24 protein-coding genes, 1 tRNA gene and 1 riboswitch are annotated in these 17,920 nt (G+C 69.3%); of the genes, 18 read left to right on the top strand and 7 right to left on the bottom strand.

What is annotated here, in order from left to right; all coding sequences use genetic code 11:
* Positions 1-14: 14 nt before the first annotated feature.
* Positions 15-353 (top strand): hypothetical protein, encoded by a 339-nt coding sequence (locus ACZ5VD_RS00525; protein WP_468552939.1) that lies wholly within the window; start codon positions 15-17, stop codon positions 351-353.
* 40 nt (positions 354-393) lie between these two features.
* Here ACZ5VD_RS00525 and ACZ5VD_RS00530 read toward each other — a convergent pair whose 3' ends face one another.
* Both ACZ5VD_RS00530 and ACZ5VD_RS00535 read right to left on the bottom strand, forming a co-directional pair.
* A complete protein-coding gene (locus tag ACZ5VD_RS00530; protein ID WP_468679812.1) occupies positions 394-984 on the bottom strand; it encodes an isochorismatase family protein in 591 nt (196 codons plus the stop codon).
* Positions 985-1,126: 142 nt separating this feature from the next.
* A complete protein-coding gene (locus tag ACZ5VD_RS00535; protein ID WP_468552941.1) occupies positions 1,127-2,473 on the bottom strand; it encodes a nicotinate phosphoribosyltransferase in 1,347 nt (448 codons plus the stop codon).
* 138 nt (positions 2,474-2,611) lie between these two features.
* Here ACZ5VD_RS00535 and clpS point away from each other — a divergent pair, with 138 nt between their 5' ends.
* The 8 genes from clpS (at position 2,612) to ACZ5VD_RS00575 (ending at position 8,523) form a co-directional block, all read left to right on the top strand.
* Entirely contained in the window at positions 2,612-2,929 is a 318-nt protein-coding gene (gene clpS, locus ACZ5VD_RS00540; RefSeq protein ID WP_468552942.1) for an ATP-dependent Clp protease adapter ClpS, read from the top strand.
* 40 nt (positions 2,930-2,969) lie between these two features.
* Positions 2,970-3,572 (top strand): DUF2017 domain-containing protein, encoded by a 603-nt coding sequence (locus ACZ5VD_RS00545; protein WP_468552943.1) that lies wholly within the window; start codon positions 2,970-2,972, stop codon positions 3,570-3,572.
* A 355-nt stretch (positions 3,573-3,927) separates the two neighbouring features.
* Positions 3,928-5,361 (top strand): amino acid permease, encoded by a 1,434-nt coding sequence (locus tag ACZ5VD_RS00550; protein WP_468679814.1) that lies wholly within the window; start codon positions 3,928-3,930, stop codon positions 5,359-5,361.
* A gap of 83 nt (positions 5,362-5,444) precedes the next feature.
* Positions 5,445-5,867: a M67 family metallopeptidase gene (locus ACZ5VD_RS00555; RefSeq protein ID WP_468552945.1), complete on the top strand. Its 423-nt coding sequence runs from the start codon at positions 5,445-5,447 to the stop codon at positions 5,865-5,867.
* Between the two features lie 34 nt (positions 5,868-5,901).
* Positions 5,902-6,960, top strand: coding sequence for a LacI family DNA-binding transcriptional regulator (locus ACZ5VD_RS00560; protein WP_468552946.1), 1,059 nt, complete (start codon positions 5,902-5,904; stop codon positions 6,958-6,960).
* Between the two features lie 110 nt (positions 6,961-7,070).
* Positions 7,071-7,166 (top strand): putative leader peptide, encoded by a 96-nt coding sequence (locus tag ACZ5VD_RS00565; protein WP_019759525.1) that lies wholly within the window; start codon positions 7,071-7,073, stop codon positions 7,164-7,166.
* A gap of 113 nt (positions 7,167-7,279) precedes the next feature.
* A complete protein-coding gene (locus ACZ5VD_RS00570; protein ID WP_468552947.1) occupies positions 7,280-7,558 on the top strand; it encodes a MoaD/ThiS family protein in 279 nt (92 codons plus the stop codon).
* Positions 7,559-7,572: 14 nt separating this feature from the next.
* A complete protein-coding gene (locus tag ACZ5VD_RS00575) occupies positions 7,573-8,523 on the top strand; it encodes a PLP-dependent cysteine synthase family protein (RefSeq protein ID WP_468552948.1) in 951 nt (316 codons plus the stop codon).
* A 91-nt stretch (positions 8,524-8,614) separates the two neighbouring features.
* Here ACZ5VD_RS00575 and ACZ5VD_RS00580 read toward each other — a convergent pair whose 3' ends face one another.
* On the bottom strand, positions 8,615-9,079 hold the full coding sequence (locus tag ACZ5VD_RS00580) for a type II toxin-antitoxin system PemK/MazF family toxin (RefSeq protein ID WP_468679816.1): 465 nt from the start codon (positions 9,077-9,079) through the stop codon (positions 8,615-8,617).
* Between the two features lie 213 nt (positions 9,080-9,292).
* Here ACZ5VD_RS00580 and ACZ5VD_RS00585 point away from each other — a divergent pair, with 213 nt between their 5' ends.
* On the top strand, positions 9,293-10,045 hold the full coding sequence (locus tag ACZ5VD_RS00585; RefSeq protein ID WP_468552950.1) for an MBL fold metallo-hydrolase: 753 nt from the start codon (positions 9,293-9,295) through the stop codon (positions 10,043-10,045).
* Between the two features lie 69 nt (positions 10,046-10,114).
* On the opposite strand, the gene ACZ5VD_RS00590 is transcribed toward ACZ5VD_RS00585, so the two are convergent.
* The gene (locus tag ACZ5VD_RS00590; protein WP_468552951.1) at positions 10,115-11,419 is read right to left on the bottom strand and encodes a PTS transporter subunit EIIC; all 1,305 of its coding nucleotides are present in this window, start codon (positions 11,417-11,419) and stop codon (positions 10,115-10,117) included.
* 140 nt (positions 11,420-11,559) lie between these two features.
* Positions 11,560-12,861, bottom strand: coding sequence for a PTS transporter subunit EIIC (locus ACZ5VD_RS00595; RefSeq protein ID WP_468552952.1), 1,302 nt, complete (start codon positions 12,859-12,861; stop codon positions 11,560-11,562).
* Between the two features lie 161 nt (positions 12,862-13,022).
* Here ACZ5VD_RS00595 and ACZ5VD_RS00600 point away from each other — a divergent pair, with 161 nt between their 5' ends.
* From ACZ5VD_RS00600 to rdgB, 4 genes are all read left to right on the top strand, one after another.
* Positions 13,023-13,256, top strand: coding sequence for a PTS sugar transporter subunit IIB (locus ACZ5VD_RS00600; protein ID WP_468552953.1), 234 nt, complete (start codon positions 13,023-13,025; stop codon positions 13,254-13,256).
* A gap of 69 nt (positions 13,257-13,325) precedes the next feature.
* Positions 13,326-14,063, top strand: coding sequence for a ribonuclease PH (gene rph / locus ACZ5VD_RS00605; RefSeq protein ID WP_468552954.1), 738 nt, complete (start codon positions 13,326-13,328; stop codon positions 14,061-14,063).
* A 141-nt stretch (positions 14,064-14,204) separates the two neighbouring features.
* On the top strand, positions 14,205-14,609 hold the full coding sequence (locus ACZ5VD_RS00610) for a hypothetical protein (protein ID WP_468552955.1): 405 nt from the start codon (positions 14,205-14,207) through the stop codon (positions 14,607-14,609).
* Between the two features lie 42 nt (positions 14,610-14,651).
* A complete protein-coding gene (gene rdgB, locus ACZ5VD_RS00615; RefSeq protein WP_468552956.1) occupies positions 14,652-15,254 on the top strand; it encodes an RdgB/HAM1 family non-canonical purine NTP pyrophosphatase in 603 nt (200 codons plus the stop codon).
* A gap of 53 nt (positions 15,255-15,307) precedes the next feature.
* Here rdgB and ACZ5VD_RS00620 read toward each other — a convergent pair.
* Positions 15,308-15,391: transfer RNA gene (locus ACZ5VD_RS00620), tRNA-Leu, on the bottom strand.
* A 146-nt stretch (positions 15,392-15,537) separates the two neighbouring features.
* Between ACZ5VD_RS00620 and ACZ5VD_RS00625 the strand changes: the two genes are divergently transcribed.
* A complete protein-coding gene (locus tag ACZ5VD_RS00625) occupies positions 15,538-16,065 on the top strand; it encodes a GNAT family N-acetyltransferase (RefSeq protein WP_468552957.1) in 528 nt (175 codons plus the stop codon).
* A 9-nt stretch (positions 16,066-16,074) separates the two neighbouring features.
* Here ACZ5VD_RS00625 and bcp read toward each other — a convergent pair whose 3' ends face one another.
* Positions 16,075-16,542 carry a thioredoxin-dependent thiol peroxidase gene (gene bcp, locus ACZ5VD_RS00630; protein WP_468552958.1) on the bottom strand — a complete coding sequence of 156 codons (468 nt, stop codon included), beginning with the start codon at positions 16,540-16,542 and terminating at the stop codon, positions 16,075-16,077.
* A gap of 107 nt (positions 16,543-16,649) precedes the next feature.
* Between bcp and ACZ5VD_RS00635 the strand changes: the two genes are divergently transcribed.
* From ACZ5VD_RS00635 to sugE, 3 genes are all read left to right on the top strand, one after another.
* On the top strand, positions 16,650-16,982 hold the full coding sequence (locus ACZ5VD_RS00635; RefSeq protein WP_468552959.1) for a DUF3618 domain-containing protein: 333 nt from the start codon (positions 16,650-16,652) through the stop codon (positions 16,980-16,982).
* Between the two features lie 55 nt (positions 16,983-17,037).
* Positions 17,038-17,394 (top strand): GroES family chaperonin, encoded by a 357-nt coding sequence (locus ACZ5VD_RS00640; protein ID WP_468552960.1) that lies wholly within the window; start codon positions 17,038-17,040, stop codon positions 17,392-17,394.
* Positions 17,395-17,480: 86 nt separating this feature from the next.
* Positions 17,481-17,548: riboswitch (guanidine-III (ykkC-III) riboswitch) on the top strand.
* Between the two features lie 35 nt (positions 17,549-17,583).
* On the top strand, positions 17,584-17,904 hold the full coding sequence (gene sugE / locus ACZ5VD_RS00645) for a quaternary ammonium compound efflux SMR transporter SugE (RefSeq protein ID WP_468552961.1): 321 nt from the start codon (positions 17,584-17,586) through the stop codon (positions 17,902-17,904).
* Positions 17,905-17,920: the final 16 nt, after the last annotated feature.

Here is a 17,920-nt window from a genome sequence, read left to right on the forward strand (position 1 = left end):
GGGGGTGTGACCGCATGGCCGTAGGAGGTTTCTGCAAGCTGCCGACCGGCAGTGTGGTGGTGGCGCTGAACCTGCCCAGCCCCACCGCCCACGGCACGGGCTGCGTACGCGTCCTCGTGCACGCCCAGAACCGGGCGCGGGCCCTGACCAGGCTCCGCAACCTGGGCATGCGAGCCGTCTATCTGCGCGGCAACGCGAGCCCACCGACCCCGGACGAGATCACCGCCGTCCTGCACCATCCGGACGGCCTGATATGGCGCACGGCACCGGACAACGGTGTCGGCACGGAGCTGATCCAGGAGCTGTGGCACCCGATCCGGGCCCTGATGAGGCGCCCCGCGGCCCCGGCGTAGACGCCGGGCGGGGGCTGCCCGGTCCCGGTCCCGGGACCGGTTAGGCGACGACCGGCTTGCCCGTCAGCTCCACGCCCGCCGTGCGCATCTCCTCCAGCGCCCGCTCGGTGCTCTCGCCGGCCACCCCCGCGGTGAGTTCGAGCAGCACCTGTGTCCGGAAGCCCTCCCGGGCCGCGTCCAGGGCGGTGGCGCGCACGCAGTGGTCGGTGGCGATGCCGACGACGTCGACCTCCTCCACCTCCCGGGCGCGCAGCCAGTCGGCGAGGGTCACGCCGTTCTCGTCGGCGCCCTCGAAGCCGCTGTAGGCCGCCGAGTACGCCCCCTTGTCGAAGACGGCGTCGATCGCGCCGGAGGCGACGGCCGGGGCGAAGTTCGGGTGGAAGCCGACGCCCTCGGTGCCGGCCACGCAGTGCGCGGGCCAGGAGTGGACGTAGTCCGGGTTGTCGGCGAAGTGGCCGCCGGGGGCGATGTGGTGGTCGCGGGTCGCCACCACGTGCTGGTAGCCGGAGCCGGCCGCCTGCCCGATCAGTTCGGTGACGGCGGCGGCCACGTCGGCACCCCCGGCCACCGCGAGGCTGCCCCCCTCGCAGAAGTCGTTCTGCACGTCAACGACGATCAAGGCGCGGCGCATGGTCGGTGTCCTTCGGTTATGGACGACTGGGTCGACGGACTCGATGGGAGGAGCGCGGGCCCGGCCGGTGAGCCTCCGAGCCTATTGACTCGAAGGGCCGTTCGGGAGGGGCGTCGCGGGGGCGTATCGCGGCGCACTCGCTCTAGCTACCCGAGCGCCCATGGGCGTACTCCGTCGGAATGACCGGTTCTCCGCGCGACAGCTGGGTCGCCGACAGCGGCAGGTTGGCGCGGGCCGCCGCGTGCCGGTCGCGGACGACGTCCAGCGGCTCGCGGGCGACGACCTCGCCGCCCTTGACGAGCTCGACGAGGAGCTGGTGGTCGACGAGCTCGCCCGGCACCGGCCCGGTGCCGACGACCTCCGCCTCCGCGATCCCGTGCTCGTCCGGGCGCCGGGCGGCCCACTTGCGGCCGCCGACGGACGTCTTGCCGCCGGACGACTTCTTCGCCACCGGCACCAGCGGGGCCTTCGGGTCGGCGGACTCGGCGCGGGCGACCAGCTTGTAGACCATCGAGCAGGTCGGGTGCCCGGAGCCGGTCACCAGCTGGGTGCCGACGCCGTACGCGTCCACCGGCGCCGCCGCCAGGGAGGCGATGGCGTACTCGTCGAGGTCCGAGGTCACGATGATCCGGGTGTCCGTGGCGCCCAGCTCGTCCAGCTGCTGGCGCACCCGGTACGCGACGAGCAGCAGGTCGCCGGAGTCGATGCGGACCGCGCCCAGCTCGGGCCCGGCGACCTCGACGGCCGTGCGGACGGCCTCGGCGACGTCGTAGGTGTCCACCAGCAGCGTGGTGCCCCGGCCCAGCGAGTTCACCTGGGCCTGGAAGGCGTCCCGCTCGTGGTCGTGGAGCAGGGTGAAGGCGTGCGCGGAGGTGCCGACCGTGGGGATGCCGTAGCGGAAGCCCGCCGCCAGGTCGGAGGTGGTGGTGAAGCCGCCGACGTAGGCGGCGCGCGCGGCGGCGACCGCGGCCAGCTCGTGGGTGCGGCGGGCGCCCATCTCGATCAGCGGGCGCTCACCGGCCGCGGAGGACATCCGGGAGGCGGCGGCGGCGATGGCGGAGTCGTGGTTGAGGATGGAGAGGATCACGGTCTCCAGGAGCACGCACTCGGCGAAGGAGCCCTCGACCCGCATGACCGGCGAGCCCGGGAAGTACACCTCGCCCTCGGGATAGCCCCAGACGTCCCCGGAGAAGCGGTAGGAGGCGAGCCAGTCCAGGGTCTCGTCGTCGACGATGGCGTTCTCCCGCAGGAAGCCGAGGACGTCGGCGTCGAAGCGGAAGTTCTCGACGGCGTCCAGCACCCGCCCGGTGCCCGCGACCACGCCGTACCGGCGCCCCTCCGGGAGCCTGCGGGTGAAGACCTCGAACACGCTGTGCCGCTCGGCCGTGCCCGCCTTCAGGGCCGCCTGCAGCATCGTGAGCTCGTACTGGTCCGTGAAGAGCGCGGTAGAGGGAACATCCACCGGCAGCCCAAGATCCGCTACATCCACGAAAGCTCTCCTCGCCATGACTCTCCGGTGTCCCCAGGTCGGCCGGGGGTCCGGGGACCGTCCCCCGGTGTACGCGGCACGACAACAGATGCTACCCCCATTTGCGTCAGTGTGACGATTTCTAGGCCGCGTGGCAGCATGGGCCATGTGACGTCACCCGCTCCCGTAGAGATCGAACGCACCGAATCGGTGGAAGAGGTCTTCGCCGTCCCCGAGCCGGACGTCCCCTGGGTCACGATCGTGCACAACGACCCCGTCAACCTCATGAGCTATGTGGCATACGTCTTCCAGTCGTACTTCGGCTACAGCAAGGACAAGGCCACCAAGCTCATGATGGACGTCCACCACAAGGGCCGGGCGGTCGTCTCCAGTGGCAGCCGCGAGGAGATGGAACGCGACGTACAGGCCATGCACGGCTACGGCCTGTGGGCCACCCTCCAGCAGGACCGGAAATGACCCGACCCCGCTCGCAGGACCGGAAGTGGCGATACCCCTGATGCCCGGACAATTCGAACCGCTGCCCGGCGGCGGCGCGGCCGTCGCCCTCGACGACGTCGAGATCTCCATCATCCGGTCGCTGGCCGTCCAGCTCCTGGAGCTGATCGGCCCCGGTCCCGCCGAGGACGCCTCCGCCGACCCGCTCGCCGAGCTGTTCTCCGAGGGTCCCAGCGAGCCGCCCTCCGACCCCGTTCTGCTGCGCCTGTTCCCGGACGCCTACAGCGACCCCGAGGGCACTCCGGGGCCCAAGGAGGCCGAGGAGCAGCGGGCGTACTCCTCCGAGTTCCGCCGCTACACCGAGAACGACCTGCGGACCGGCAAGCGCGAGAACGCCCTCGCGGTGGTCCGGACCCTGGACGAGATCGGTTCCGGGGGTGACGGCGGGGCGGTGCTCAAGCTCTCGCCCGAGCAGTCCCAGTGCTGGCTCGGCGCCCTGAACGACCTGCGCCTGGCGATCGGCTCCCGGCTGGACATCGCGGCCGAGGAGGACACCGACCTCCTCTACCGGCTGCCGGACGAGGACCCGCGCAAGCCGATGGTGATGGCGTATCTGTGGCTGGGTGGGCTCCAGGAGACCCTCGTGTCCACACTTCTGCCGTGACGAATCACGATATGTAACGATTCTGTGTTCGCTCAGCGGACGCTCAAATCCGGATAACGATCACATCACCGTGGCGGACACCTATGCCCGCCACGGTTCCCTTTTGTCCACTTCTTCTTGTGTGCTGCGCCACATGTCACCCGGGCGGTCACTGTTGCGGCCGTGATAAATCTTCACGACCGCCCGGGTGAACACCACCCGAATGTTCGGCCGGGTGCGCCACCGAGCCGGTTGATCGCCGGCCAGGCACGGGCGGGCCCGCACAGTCCGCCCAGCTCCATTCATCCGGGGGGATCGAGGCCCGGTCCGCGGCCGACGAGAGGCCCGGGTCGGCATGGAGAAAGGCGCACCACACATGACCGCAGCGCAGGTCGACACGGAGAAGGGCCCCGAGGAACCGGGCGAGGGGTACGAGCGCGGGCTCGGCAGCCGCCAGGTCCAGATGATCGCGATCGGCGGCGCCATCGGCGTCGGCCTCTTCCTGGGCGCCGGGGCGAACATCGCCAAGGCCGGACCCAGCCTGATCCTCATGTACGCCCTCGCCGGCGTCATCATCTTCTTCATCATGCGGGCGCTCGGCGAGCTCCTGCTGTACCGCCCGGTCTCGGGCTCCTTCGCGGAGTACTCCCGCGAGTTCCTCGGCCCGTTCTTCGGCTACTTCACCGGCTGGACGTACTGGCTGATGTGGGTGGTCACCGGCATGGCCGAGCTGACGGCCGCCGCGATCTACGTCAACTACTGGTTCCCGGCCGTCCCGCAGTGGGTGACGGCCCTGGTCTTCCTGGTGATCCTGTTCGGGGTCAACCTGATCTCCGTGAAGCTCTTCGGCGAGCTGGAGTTCTGGTTCTCGATGGTCAAGGTCACCGCCCTGATCGGCATGATCGTGATCGGCCTGGGCGTACTCACCTTCGGCTTCAGCAGCGCCGGCGACACCGCCGCGGTCTCCAACCTCTGGGCCTTCGACGGCTTCTTCCCCAAGGGCATCGGCGCGTCCCTGATGACCCTGCAGGGCGTCATGTTCGCCTACCTCGCCGTCGAACTGGTCGGCGTCACGGCCGGCGAGTCCGAGGACCCCGAGAAGACCCTCCCCAAGGCGATCAACACCCTGCCCTGGCGCATCGCCCTGTTCTACGTCGGCGCCCTCACCGTCATCCTGTGCGTGGTGAAGTGGACCGAGTTCGGGCCGGACGCGAGCCCCTTCGTCCAGGCCTTCGCCAAGATCGGCATCCCGGCCGGCGCCGGCATCGTCAACTTCGTCGTGCTGACCGCCGCCCTCTCCTCCTGCAACTCGGGCATGTACTCCACGGGCCGCATGCTGCGGAACCTGGCCGACAGCGGCGAGGCCCCCAAGGCCTTCGCCAAGCTGTCCTCGACCAAGACGCCCGCCTTCGGCATCCTCGTCTCCGTGCTCTTCATGGGCATCGGCGTGGTCCTCAACTACGTCGTCCCGGAGAAGGCCTTCGGCTACGTCACCTCGGTGGCCACCGCGGCCGGCATCTGGACCTGGCTGATGATCCTGGTCAGCCACGTCCTGTACCGCCGCGCGGTCGAGGCCGGCCGGCTGCCCGCCTCGTCCTTCCCGGCCCCGGGCGGCTCGAAGTGCAGCTACGTCGCGATCGTCTTCCTGCTCTTCGTCACCGGCCTGATCGCCTCCGACGCCGACTCCCGCGTCTGCCTCTACGTGATGGCCGTCTGGGCCGCCGCCCTGGGCATCGGCTGGGCGATCCTCAAGAGCCGCAACGCGCGGATCGCCGCGGGCGACGCGCAGGACTTCGAGAAGATCGGCTGACCGCCCGCCTCCGGCGTCCGGCATATGGGCCGCTCCGTACCACGCCTCGGTACGGAGCGGCCCTCCCGCTTATCCTGACGGACATGCTGACCATCACCCAGGACCTCGTCGACCGGATCGTCGCGCACGCCCGCAAGGACCACCCCGACGAGGCGTGCGGCGTCGTCGCGGGCCCGGCCGGTTCGGACCGCCCCGAGCGCTTCATCCCGATGCTGAACGCGGCCATGTCGCCCACGTTCTACGAGTTCGACTCGGGCGACCTGCTCAAGCTCTACCGCGAGATGGACGACCGCGACGAGGAGCCGGTGGTCATCTACCACTCCCACACGGCGACCGAGGCCCACCCCTCCCGCACCGACATCTCCTACGCCAACGAGCCCGGCGCGCACTACGTCCTGGTCTCCACGGCGGACACCGACGACGCCGGCCCCTTCCAGTTCCGCTCCTTCCGGATCGTCGAGGGCGAGGTCACGGAGGAGGAGGTGAAGGTCGTAGAGGCATACTGATCTCGTACGCACCGCCCAACTCGCCGTATCGGAGATGGTGTTGACGCAGCGCTCGAACACACGACGCCCCACGCTGGAGGACGTCGCCCGCCGGTCGGGCGTCTCGAAGTCCACGGTGTCGCGGGTGGTCAACGGCGAACTCAAGGTGAGTGCGGGGGTCGCGGGCCGCGTCCGGGACGTCATCGCCGAGCTGGGCTACATACCCAACCAGGCCGCCCGCCAGCTGGTCACCCGCCGCACGGGCGCCGTCGCCGTCGTGGCGACCCAGCCGCAGGACCGGGTCTTCATCGACCCCTTCTTCGACTGCCACCTCCGAGGCATCCGCAAGGAGCTCGTCGCGCACGGCGTCCAGCCCGTCCTGTTGTTCCTGGAGGAACCCGACGACTATCCGCGCGTCGGCGACTTCCTCGGCGGCGGCCACGTCGACGGCGCCCTGCTGTTCTCCCTGCGCGCCGACGACCCGCTGCCCGGCATGATCGAACGGCTGGGCCTGCCCGCCGTCTTCGGCGGCCGCCCGCTGCTGCGGGAGGGCGAGACCGTACGGGGCCAGATCTACGTCGACGCCGACAACCGCGGCGGAGCCCGGGAAGCCGTCCGCCATCTGGTCTCGCTCGGCCGCGAGCGCATCGCGACCGTCACCGGGCCCTACGACCAGGAGGCCTCCGCCGCCGACCGCCTCGACGGCTACCGGGACGTCCTGCTCGACGCCTCGCCCCGGCTGATCGAGAAGGCCGACTACACCCGGCAGGGCGGCGCCGACGCCATGGCCGCCCTCCTGGACCGGTGCCCCGACCTCGACGCCGTCTTCGTCGCCTCGGACCTCATGGCGTCCGGCGCCCTCCAGGTGCTGCGGGAGAGCGGCCGCCGGGTACCGGACGACGTGGCCGTCGTCGGCTTCGACGACCTCGCACCCATCGCCGAGTCGACCGACCCGCCGCTGACGACGGTCCACCAGGACGTCGAGGGCATGGGGCGGCTGCTGGCCAGACTGCTGTTCAGCAGGACCGCCGACACAAGTGAGGAGACGAGTGCAGGTCACCCGCTCTCCTCCGTGGTCACCCCGACCCACCTGGTCCGGAGAGCGTCCGCCTGAGCGGTGCGGGGAGAGGGCCTGAGCTGTGCGGTCTCACTCCGCGACCGCTATCCGTCCGGAATGTGGGATCACATTCCGGGACCCCGGTCGGGAATCGATACGATGACCCCATGGTTTCCCACGACGTGAGCGAAAAGACGCCGGGCATGCTGCTCGTGGCGCGGCTGCACGTCGACCTGTGCAGGCTCGCCAGCGCCATCTGTTGACGCCGCCCTGCCGCCGTACGGCCGTGGGCCGCGGCGCTCACCCACGCACCACCCGCTGTACTGCGCTGCCGCGCGCCCACCGACCAGACACCATCCGACAGGAGCCCTGAGCCATGGCCATCGAGGTCCGCATCCCGACCATCCTCCGCACGTACACCGACGGACAGAAGGCGGTGGAGGGCACCGGGGAGACTCTCGCCGAGCTCTTCGCCGACCTCGAAAGCCGCCACACGGGCGTCCAGGCCCGCATCGTGGACGGCGACCAGCTGCGCCGCTTCGTGAACGTCTACCTGAACGACGAGGACGTCCGCTTCCTCGACGGCATCAACACCAAGCTCGCCGACGGCGACAGCGTGACGATCCTGCCGGCCGTGGCCGGCGGCATGGTCTAGGGCCCGCCGCCCCCATGCGCTACGACTCCCCGCTGGCCGCGGTGGGCAACACCCCTCTGGTGCGCCTGCCGCGGCTCTCGCCGTCCGCCGACGTCCGTATCTGGGCGAAGCTGGAGGACCGCAACCCGACCGGCTCGGTCAAGGACCGTCCCGCCCTGCACATGATCGAGCAGGCGGAGAAGGACGGCCGGCTGACCCCGGGCTGCACCATCCTGGAGCCGACCTCCGGCAACACCGGCATCTCGCTGGCCATGGCGGCCAAGCTCAAGGGCTACCGCATGGTGTGCGTGATGCCCGAGAACACCTCGCAGGAACGCCGTGAGCTGCTCGCCATGTGGGGCGCCGAGATCATCCCCTCACCCGCCGCGGGCGGCTCCAACACCGCCGTACGGGTCGCCAAGGAACTCTCCGCCGAGCACCCCGACTGGGTGATGCTCTACCAGTACGGCAACCCGGACAACGCCGGCGCCCACTACGCGGGCACCGGCCCGGAGATCCTCGCCGACCTCCCCTCCGTCACCCACTTCGTCGCGGGTCTCGGCACCACCGGCACCCTGATGGGCGTCGGCCGCTACCTCCGCGAGCACAAGCCGGACGTGAAGATCGTCGCCGCCGAGCCGCGCTACGACGACCTGGTCTACGGCCTGCGCAACCTCGACGAGGGCTTCGTCCCCGAGCTGTACGACGCCTCCGTCCTCACCACCCGCTTCTCGGTGGGCTCGGCCGACGCGGTCACCCGCACCCGGGAGCTGCTCCAGCAGGAGGGCATCTTCGCCGGAGTCTCCACCGGCGCGGCCCTGCATGCCGCGATCGGCGTCGGCAACAAGGCCGTCAAGGCGGGCGAGAGCGCGGACATCGTGTTCGTCGTCGCCGACGGCGGCTGGAAGTACCTCTCGACGGGTGTCTACACGGCCGCCACCACCGAGGAAGCCATCGAGACGCTGCAGGGCCAACTCTGGGCATGAGCGCCGGTCCAGGGGCGCGGGGCCATGCCGGCGGGCGGCTCCGCCGCAAGGCCCCACCGGCCACGACGGACCGGCGGCCGGACGAAGACCCCTAACCGGCCAGGTGACGGACCTGATCCCATAGGACCGGGTCCACCACCCCCACCCGCCGCCGGAAGTCCCCCACCGCCACCTCGCGCAGCTCGTCCGTCTCCAGGAAGCTCGCGCGCCCCTGCGCGTCGCCCACCGCGCCCGGCGGCAACGGGATCACCCCGGCCCGCTCGTCGTGGTACTTGCTGGTGATCTTCGCGACCGTCGCCCGGTCCCCGCGCACCACCAACACCAGACACGGCCGGTCCTTGGCCCCGGGCCCGTCCTCATAGGGCACGTCCGCCCACCAGATCTCCGCCGGCCGAGGCCGCGCCCGACCCCGCCCGCGAGGCCGCGACGGCCGCCCCGGTGGCCGGGTCCGCCGCCCCGCCGGACGCCGACCGCCGCGTCCCCAGCCGTCGACGAGCGTGGCGACGATCGCCAGCAGCACCAGGGCCGCGAGCGCGAGCCACCACGAAGTATCCATGGACATGACGTTACCGGCGCACAAACACCCACGCGCGCCTTATCGCGCGCCCCATACGCCCCGGGTCCAGCCGAACCGGTGACACCACAGGTGAGTTCGCCCACAACAGCCCCTGGTGGAGGAGCGACCGGGAGTTTTGCGCCTTACGCTCGACGAACCGCACGACCCCCGTCTCCTTCCCAGAAAAGTCCCGCCAGCGGAGGTTTCTGCTTTATGAAGCTCACCGTCGTCGGCTGCTCGGGGTCGTTCCCGTCCGCGGAATCGGCCTGTTCGAGCTACCTCGTCGAGGCCGACGGCTTCCGGCTGCTTCTCGACATGGGCAACGGTGCCCTGGGCGAGCTGCAGCGCCACTGCGGTCTCTACGACCTCGACGCGATCTTCCTCAGCCATCTGCACGCCGACCACTGCATCGACATGTGCGCGTACTTCGTCGCGCGCTACTACCGCCACGACGGCGGCCGCTGCGACCCGATCCCGGTCTACGGCCCCGAGGGCACCGAACACCGCCTCACCACGGCCTACGCCGACACCCCCACCGCCTCCTCCATGAGCGAGGTCTTCGACTTCCACACGGTCAAGCCGTCCACCTTCGACGTCGGCCCGTTCACGGTCCACACCGAACGCGTGGCCCACCCCGTCGAGGCGTACGGCATCCGCGTCGAGCACGGCGGCAGGTCCCTGACCTACTCCGGCGACACGGGCGCGACCCCCGTCCTGGACGAACTCGCCCGCGACACCGACCTGTTCCTGTGCGAGGCCGCCTTCACGCACGGCAAGGAGAGCATCCCCGACCTGCACCTCAACGGCCGCGAGGCGGGTGAGACCGCGACCCGGGCAGGCGCCCGCCGGCTGGTCCTCACCCACATCCCCCCGTGGACCGACCCCCAGGTCAACCTGGCCGACGCGCGCACGGTGTACGACGGTCCCGTGGAACTGGCGACGCCGAGAGTCTCGTACGAGATCTAGCCGCCACGGCATGACAAAGGCCCCCCGGAGCTGTGACTCCGGGGGGCCTTCGTATGCGCGGTGGGGGACTCACGCCTTGGTGAGGTCCTCGACCTCCTCCTCGGGCTCACGGCCCGGGGTGGGGAGGTCGAACTTGGTGATGGCGAAGCGGAAGACGGTGTAGTAGATCGCGCCGAAGACCAGACCGACGGGGATCAGCAGCCAGGGCTTCGTGGAGATACCCCAGTTGATGAAGACGTCGATGAAGCCGGCCGAGAAGCTGAAGCCCATGTGCATGCCCAGCGCCCAGGTCACCGCCATCGAAATCGCGGTGAGGACCGCGTGGATGACGTACAGCACCGGGGCGATGAACATGAACGTGAACTCGATCGGCTCGGTGACACCCGTGAAGAACGAGGTCAGGGCCATCGACATCATCATGCCCAGCACGGCCTTGCGGCGCTCGGGACGGGCGGAGTGCGCGATCGCCAGTGCGGCGGCGGGCAGACCGAACATCATGATCGGGAAGAAGCCGGTCATGAACATACCCGCGGACGGGTCGCCGCCGAAGAAGCGGGGCAGGTCGCCGTGGAAGACGGTGCCGGCGGAGTTGGTGAAGTCGCCGATCTGGAACCAGGCCACGGAGTTCACGAACTGGTGCATGCCGATCGGGATCAACGCACGGTTGATCAGACCGAAGAGGGCCGCACCGAAGGAGCCGAGGCCGGTCATCCACTCGCCGAAGTCGGTGATCACGTCACCGATGGGCTGCCAGCCCAGGACGACCAGGACACCGAGCACGGTGCCGACGGCGGCCGTGATGATCGGTACGAGCCGGCGGCCGTTGAAGAAGCCCAGCCAGTCGACGAGCCTGGTCCGGTGGAAGCGCTGCCACAGCAGGGCCGTGAACAGGCCGAGGACGATGCCGCCGAGCACGCCCGGGTTCTGGAAGGTCGCGGTCGTGGCGGCCTCGGTGCCCTTCTGCCAGAAGCCGCCGCCGAGTCCGGTCGCCGTATAGGTGGCGCCTTCGTGACCGTCCTCGATCGGGTACTGGTGGATCACCGCGTAGTAGGTGAGGAAACCGACCACGGCGGCCAGCGCCGTCGAGCCGTCGGCCTTCTTCGCGAAGCCGATGGCCACGCCTATGCAGAACAACAGGGGCAGCCCGAAGGAGCTGTCCAGGAGGGCGCCGCCGGCGCCGGCGAACACCTTCGCCACATCGGCGGGGATGTGGAACCTCTCCTGGGAGTCCGCCTGACCGAGCCGGAGCAGAATACCTGCCGCCGGCAGCACGGCGATGGGGAGCTGAAGGCTGCGACCAACCTTCTGCAGGCCCTTGATCAGGCCGGATCCCCGCTTCTTCGCGGGCGCCGCCGGCGCGGTGGCGGTGGTCATAACTTCCTCCATCGGGTGGCATGGTCTACACCACTCAGTGGTGTAGACCATGTTGTAGCACGATGAAGGACGCATAAGGAACCCGCGTTTCCCGTGACGGGAAAGCTACTTTGGGCTACCTGTTCGAGCCGCCGCGCGCGTCACACCTTGGTGACGTCCTCGACCTCTTCCTCCGGCTCCCTGCCCGGAGTCTTCAGGTCGAACCGCGTGATCGCGAACCGGAAGATCACGTAGTAGACGACCGCGAAACACAGGCCGATCGGAATGATCAGCCACGGCTTCGTCGCCAGGTTCCAGTTGATGAGGTAGTCGATCAGGCCCGCCGAGAAACTGAAGCCGTCATGGACGCCCAACCCCCACGTCACCGCCATCGACACACCCGTCAGCACCGCGTGCACCGCGTACAGCAGCGGCGCGATGAACAGGAACGAGTACTCGATCGGCTCGGTGATCCCCGTGACGAACGACGTCAACGCCACCGACAGCATCAGACCGCCGACCTCCTTGCGGCGCCCCGGCTTCGCGCAGTGCGTGATCGCCAGCGCCGCCGCCGGCAACGCGAACATCATGATCGGGAAGAACCCCGACGTGAACTGCCCCGCGCTCGGGTCGCCCGCCAGGAACATGTTGATGTCGCCGTGCACCACCGTGCCGTCCGGCTTGGTGTAGCTGCCGAACTGGAACCAGATGGGCACGTTCAGGAACTGATGCAACCCGATCACCAGCAACGCCCGGTTCGCCACCCCGAACACACCCGCACCCCACGCGCCCAGATCGCTCATCCAGTCGCTGAAACTCTCCAGCGCGTCACCGATCGGCGGCCACACCCACAGACACACCGCGGCGAACGCGATCGCCACGAACGCCATCACGATCGGCACCAGCCGGCGGCCGTTGAAGAAACCGAGCCAGTCCACCAGCCTGGTCCGGTGGTACCGCTGCCAGAAGTACGCCGACATCAGACCCATCACGATGCCGCCGAAGACACCCGGGTTCTGGAACGTGAACGCCGTCACCGAACCGTCCGCCGCCACCTGGCAGCCGATACCCACCAGAGCCTTCGCCCCGTCAGGACAGTCCTCCGGGAACTGACGCAACACCGTGTAGTAGACGAGGAAACCGGTCACCGCGGCCAACGCCGTCGAACCGTCGGACTTCTTCGCCATACCGATCGCCACACCGATACAGAACAACAGCGGCAACCCGAGCTGACCGTCCAGCAGCGCCCCGCCCGCACCCGCCATCACCTTCGAGATGTTCGTCCAGCCCAGCCCGTCGTCCCCGAACACGTCCGGCTGGCCCAGCCGGTTGAGGATGCCCGCGGCCGGCAGGACCGCGATGGGGAGCTGCAGACTGCGGCCCATCTTCTGCAACGCCTGGAACAGGTTGTTCCAACGGGCGCGCGCGGGACCGATCCCCGCGCCGGCACTCTCGGCACTCATGGTTTGGCGACCGCCTGTCAGGTGGTGTAGACCAGCTACGGACGATTTCGTTGCTGCCATGTCATCTTTCGGCACCATCGACGCAATCGCTCGCGAAGTTGGGCCAACTGTGGGTTACTGCGACAAAGCGGTTCGCATCAGGGAATTCAGGGAGACGGAACATGGCCAGCAAGGCTGAGAAGATCGTTGCCGGGCTCGGCGGCATCGAGAACATCGAAGAGGTCGAGGGCTGCATCACCCGCCTGCGCACCGAGGTCGTCGACGCGAGCAAGGTCGACGAGGCCGCCCTGAAGGCCGCCGGCGCCCACGGCGTCGTCAGGATGGGCACCGCGATCCAGGTCGTCATCGGCACCGACGCCGACCCCATCGCCGCGGAGATCGAAGACCTGATGTGAGGTCACTCGTCGGGGCCCTTTTCCACCGCGGGAAGGGCCCCTTCCCTGTGTGCGGCTAGGCTCTTCGCCATGTCTCGAATCGACGGCCGCACCCCCGAACAACTCCGCCCGGTCACCATCGAACGCGGCTGGAGCAAGCACGCCGAAGGCTCCGTCCTCGTCTCCTTCGGCGACACGAAAGTCTTCTGCACCGCCTCCGTCACCGAAGGCGTCCCGCGCTGGCGCAAGGGCAGCGGCGAAGGCTGGGTCACCGCCGAGTACTCCATGCTGCCCCGCGCCACCAACTCCCGCGGCGACCGCGAATCCGTCCGCGGCAAGATCGGCGGCCGCACCCACGAGATCAGCCGCCTCATCGGCCGCTCCCTGCGCGCGGTGATCGACTACAAGGCCCTCGGCGAGAACACCATCGTCCTCGACTGCGACGTCCTGCAGGCCGACGGCGGCACCCGCACCGCCGCCATCACCGGCGCGTACGTCGCCCTCGCCGACGCCGTCACCTGGGCCCAGGGCAAGAAGCTGATCAAGGCCGGCCGCCAGCCGCTCACCGGCACGGTCTCGGCGGTCTCGGTGGGCATCGTCGGCGGAGTCCCCCTGCTCGACCTCTGCTACGAGGAGGACGTCCGCGCCGAGACCGACATGAACGTCGTCTGCACCGGCGACGGCCGCTTCGTCGAGGTCCAGGGCACCGCCGAGGCCGAACCCTTCGCCCGCGAGGAACTCGACTCCCTCCTCGACCTCGCCGTCGCCGGCTGCGTCGACCTGACCGCCTTCCAGCTCAAGGCACTTGATACGGTCCTCGAAAAGTAAAGGGCGTACCAAGAACGATGGTCGCGGGTCGCAACCCCGTCGGCCGTCCTCGCGTCACTACGGGTACGGGCGCACGGCTCATCACTGTGCGCCCGGCCAGCATGAAGGGCCGGGAAGGCCCCAACGGGAGGGAACAGATCCATGGCCGCGAGCCGACGCCGCCGTAGTCGCCGAATCGCCATCGTCGCCGCGGTGGCCGCCGTCGGGCTGACCGCCGGGCTCACCACCGGCTGCGACGCCGTCAGCAAGGCACTGGACTGCGTCCAGACCGCCGATGCCATCGCCGACAGCGTCACCGATCTCCAGCAGGCCGTGGAGGCCGCGTCGAACGACCCGACACAGCTTGAGGAATCCCTCGACGCCATCGACAAGAACCTCGACGAGATCGGCGACAAGACCGACAACGCCGACGTCAACAAGGCCGTCGACGACCTCGGCAAGGCCGTCACCAACGTCCGTACCTCCGTCGAGAACGGCGACAACACCCCCGACCTCGGCGGGGTCACGGACGCGGCGGGCGAACTGACGAAGGTCTGCACGCCGTAACCGGGCTGCGGGCGGACGGGCGGGGTCGGGATACTGGACCCCATGACCCGCCTGATCCTCGCCACCCGCAACGCCGGAAAGATCACCGAGCTCCACGCGATCCTCGCCGACGCAGGTCTGCCCCACGACCTCGTCGGCGCGGACGCGTACCCGGACGTCCCCGACGTCAAGGAAACCGGCGTCACCTTCGCCGAGAACGCCCTGCTCAAGGCCCACGCCCTGGCCCAGGCCACGGGATTGCCCGCCGTCGCCGACGACTCCGGCCTCTGCGTCGACGTCCTGAACGGCGCCCCCGGGATCTTCTCCGCCCGCTGGGCGGGCACCCACGGAGACGACCAGGCCAACCTCGACCTCCTGCTGGCCCAGCTCTCCGACATCGCCGACGAACACCGCGGCGCCCACTTCGCCTGCGCGGCGGCCCTCGCCCTGCCGGACGGCACGGAGCGAGTGGTCGAGGGCCGACTCCGGGGCCTCCTCCGCCACACCCCCACCGGCACGAACGGCTTCGGCTACGACCCCATCCTCCAGCCGGAGGGCGAGACACGGACGTGCGCCGAGCTGACCGCGGAGGAGAAGAACGCGATCAGCCATCGGGGGCAGGCGTTCAGGGGGTTGGTGCCGGTGGTGCGGGAGTTGTTGGGCTGAGACCGTATGGCAACGGCCTGCGAACCGTTCCTTCGATTCGCAGGCCGCTTGTGTGCGGCGGAAGGGATTCGAACCCTCAAGCCCGATCAAGGGCCACAGATCCTAAGTCTGCTGCGTCGCCATTGCGCCACCGCCGCTGGTCCGTCTGTCATCGTACCGGGAGTTGTCTCACGTCCTCCGCCCCCTCTGTGTCAAGCAGTCGCGCCAGGGCTGCTGATATGCTGTCTCGCCCTCGGCGAAGCCTTCCGGGCGCGGACGCTTGTCTGCTCGGGAGGCTTTTTTCATGGCCAAGACCAAGACTGACAACAAGGGCTCCGGGCTGATCATCCGCCCCGCCACTCCCACCGACCGCCCCACCGTCGAACGCCTCTGGCTGCTCTTCCGGCATGACCTGTCCGAGTTCGGAGGGCAACTGCCCAGCGCGGACGGGGAGTTCAGGAGGGAGAGGCTGGAGGCCGCGTTCTCCGGGGATCCGGGCTGGGCGCCGTATGTCTTCAGCCTCGGTGAGCATCCCGTCGGGTTCGCGTTCGTGCGGGGGTTGGGGGCGGACACCCGGGTGCTTAACAGTTTCTTCGTGGTGCGCGGAGTGCGGCGAAGTGGGGTCGGGATGCGGGCCGTCAAGGAGGTCGTCCGGCGGCATCCGGGAGCCTGGGAGGTCGCGTTTCAGGATGCCAACGCGGGGGCGGTGCGGTTCTGGCGGCGGGTGGCCGGTGAGGTCGCCCCGGGTGCGTGGAGTGAGGAGCGCAGGCCGGTGCCTGGGCGGCCCGACCTGGCTCCTGATGTGTGGGTGTCGTTCGGATGCCCGCGTTAGGCGGCCGAGTCAGATACCCAGGTCCTTGATGATCTTCGCCACGTGGCCTGTCGCCCGGACGTTGTAGAAGGCGTGTTCGACCTTGCCCTCCTCGTCCACGACGATCGTGGAGCGGATGACGCCCATGTAGGTCTTGCCGTAGTTCTTCTTCTCGCCGTACGCGGCGTAGGCCTCGGTGACCGTCTTCTCGGGGTCCGCGAGGAGGGTGATCCGCAGGTTCTCCTTCTCGCGGAACTTCGCCAGCTTCTCCGGCTTGTCGGGGGAGATGCCGATGACGTCGTAGCCGGCGCCGGTCAGGACCTCCAGGTTGTCCGTGAAGTCGCAGGCCTGCTTGGTGCAGCCGGGGGTGAGGGCCGCGGGGTAGAAGTAGACGATGACCTTGCGTCCCTTGTGGTCGGACAGGGACACCTCGGTGGCGTCGGCGTCGGGCAGGGTGAAGGCGGGGGCCACGTCCCCGGGCTGGAGTCGCTCGCTCATCCGGCAAGCGTAACGGGGGGTCCTGACAGTGCGTTCCGGCACTGAGCTGACAGACTGTCCGGATCAGGCAGCAGCAACAGGTATCAGCTGACTTCGGAGGCCGTACGGTGGCGGACACGTCGGACACGAGAACCCCGGCGCAGATCGAGGCGGACATCAAGCGCCGCCGCGAGATGCTGGCCGAGACGCTCGACGAGATCGGGGTGCGGGTGCACCCGAAGACGATCGTCGGCGATGCCAAGGCCAAGGTCGCCTCCCACGTCGATCGCACGCTGGGGCGGGCCTATGTCGGGGTCAACCGCGCGGTGAGTGACGTGAAGGCGCAGTTCGTCGACGAGGAGGGCGCGCCGCGGCTGGAGCGGGTCGTGCCCGTCGCGCTCGTCGTCGTCGGGGTCGTGGGGCTGCTCGCCCTGGGCACCGCCCGGCGGCGTAGCCGCTGAGCCGGGGCCGACCCACCGGCGTACGGCGGTGGCAAAGGCAGGTAGGTTCAGTGGCGTGAGCGCCAACAGAAACGAGCACAGCATCCAGCAGGACAAGTTGCCCATCCGGATGCTGCACGACCGTGTACTCGTGCGGCAGGACGCCGGCGAGGGCGAGCGGCGTTCCGGCGGCGGGATCCTGATTCCGGCCACCGCGGCGGTCGGCCGGCGGCTGGCGTGGGCCGATGTCGTCGCGGTGGGGCAGAACGTGCGGACCGTGGAGCCGGGTGACCGGGTGCTGTACGACCCGGAGGACCGGGCCGAGGTGGAGGTGCGGGGTGTCGCCTACGTGCTGATGCGCGAGCGTGATCTGCACGCGGTGGCCGCGGACCGGTTCGAGGGGTCCGAGGACTCGACCGGGCTGTATCTCTGAGAAGACCGCATCTCGGAGAAGGCCGCATTTCTGAGAAGACTGTGTGAAGGGGCCGGTGACCATCGTCACCGGCCCCTTTTGCTGTTTCTTTGCTACCTTCGGAAGAGACCCGACGAGACGCGCCGTACCGGGATGCAGGCAAAGACGACGCCCCGAAGTCACACGACGCTCGTCTCGGAGGTGCCTGTCATGGCCTGGGTTCTGCTGGTGGTCGCCGGTCTGCTCGAAGTCGGCTGGTCGATCGGAATGAAGTACACCGACGGGTTCACCCGGCTGGTTCCCAGCCTGTTCACCGGTGCGGGCATCGTCGCGAGCATGCTGTTGCTGTCGTACGCCGCGAAGTCCCTGCCCATCGGTACCGCGTACGGCGTGTGGGTCGGGATCGGTGCGGCCGGTGCGGCGGTCTTCGGCATGGTGGTGCTGGGGGAGCCGGCGACCGCCGCCCGGATCTTCTTCGTGTGTCTGCTGCTGGTGGCCGTGGTGGGGCTCAAGGCCACCTCGGGGCACTGAAGCCCACGTCAGGGCA

It is taken from the genome of Streptomyces sp. NPDC032822 (assembly GCF_055578825.1).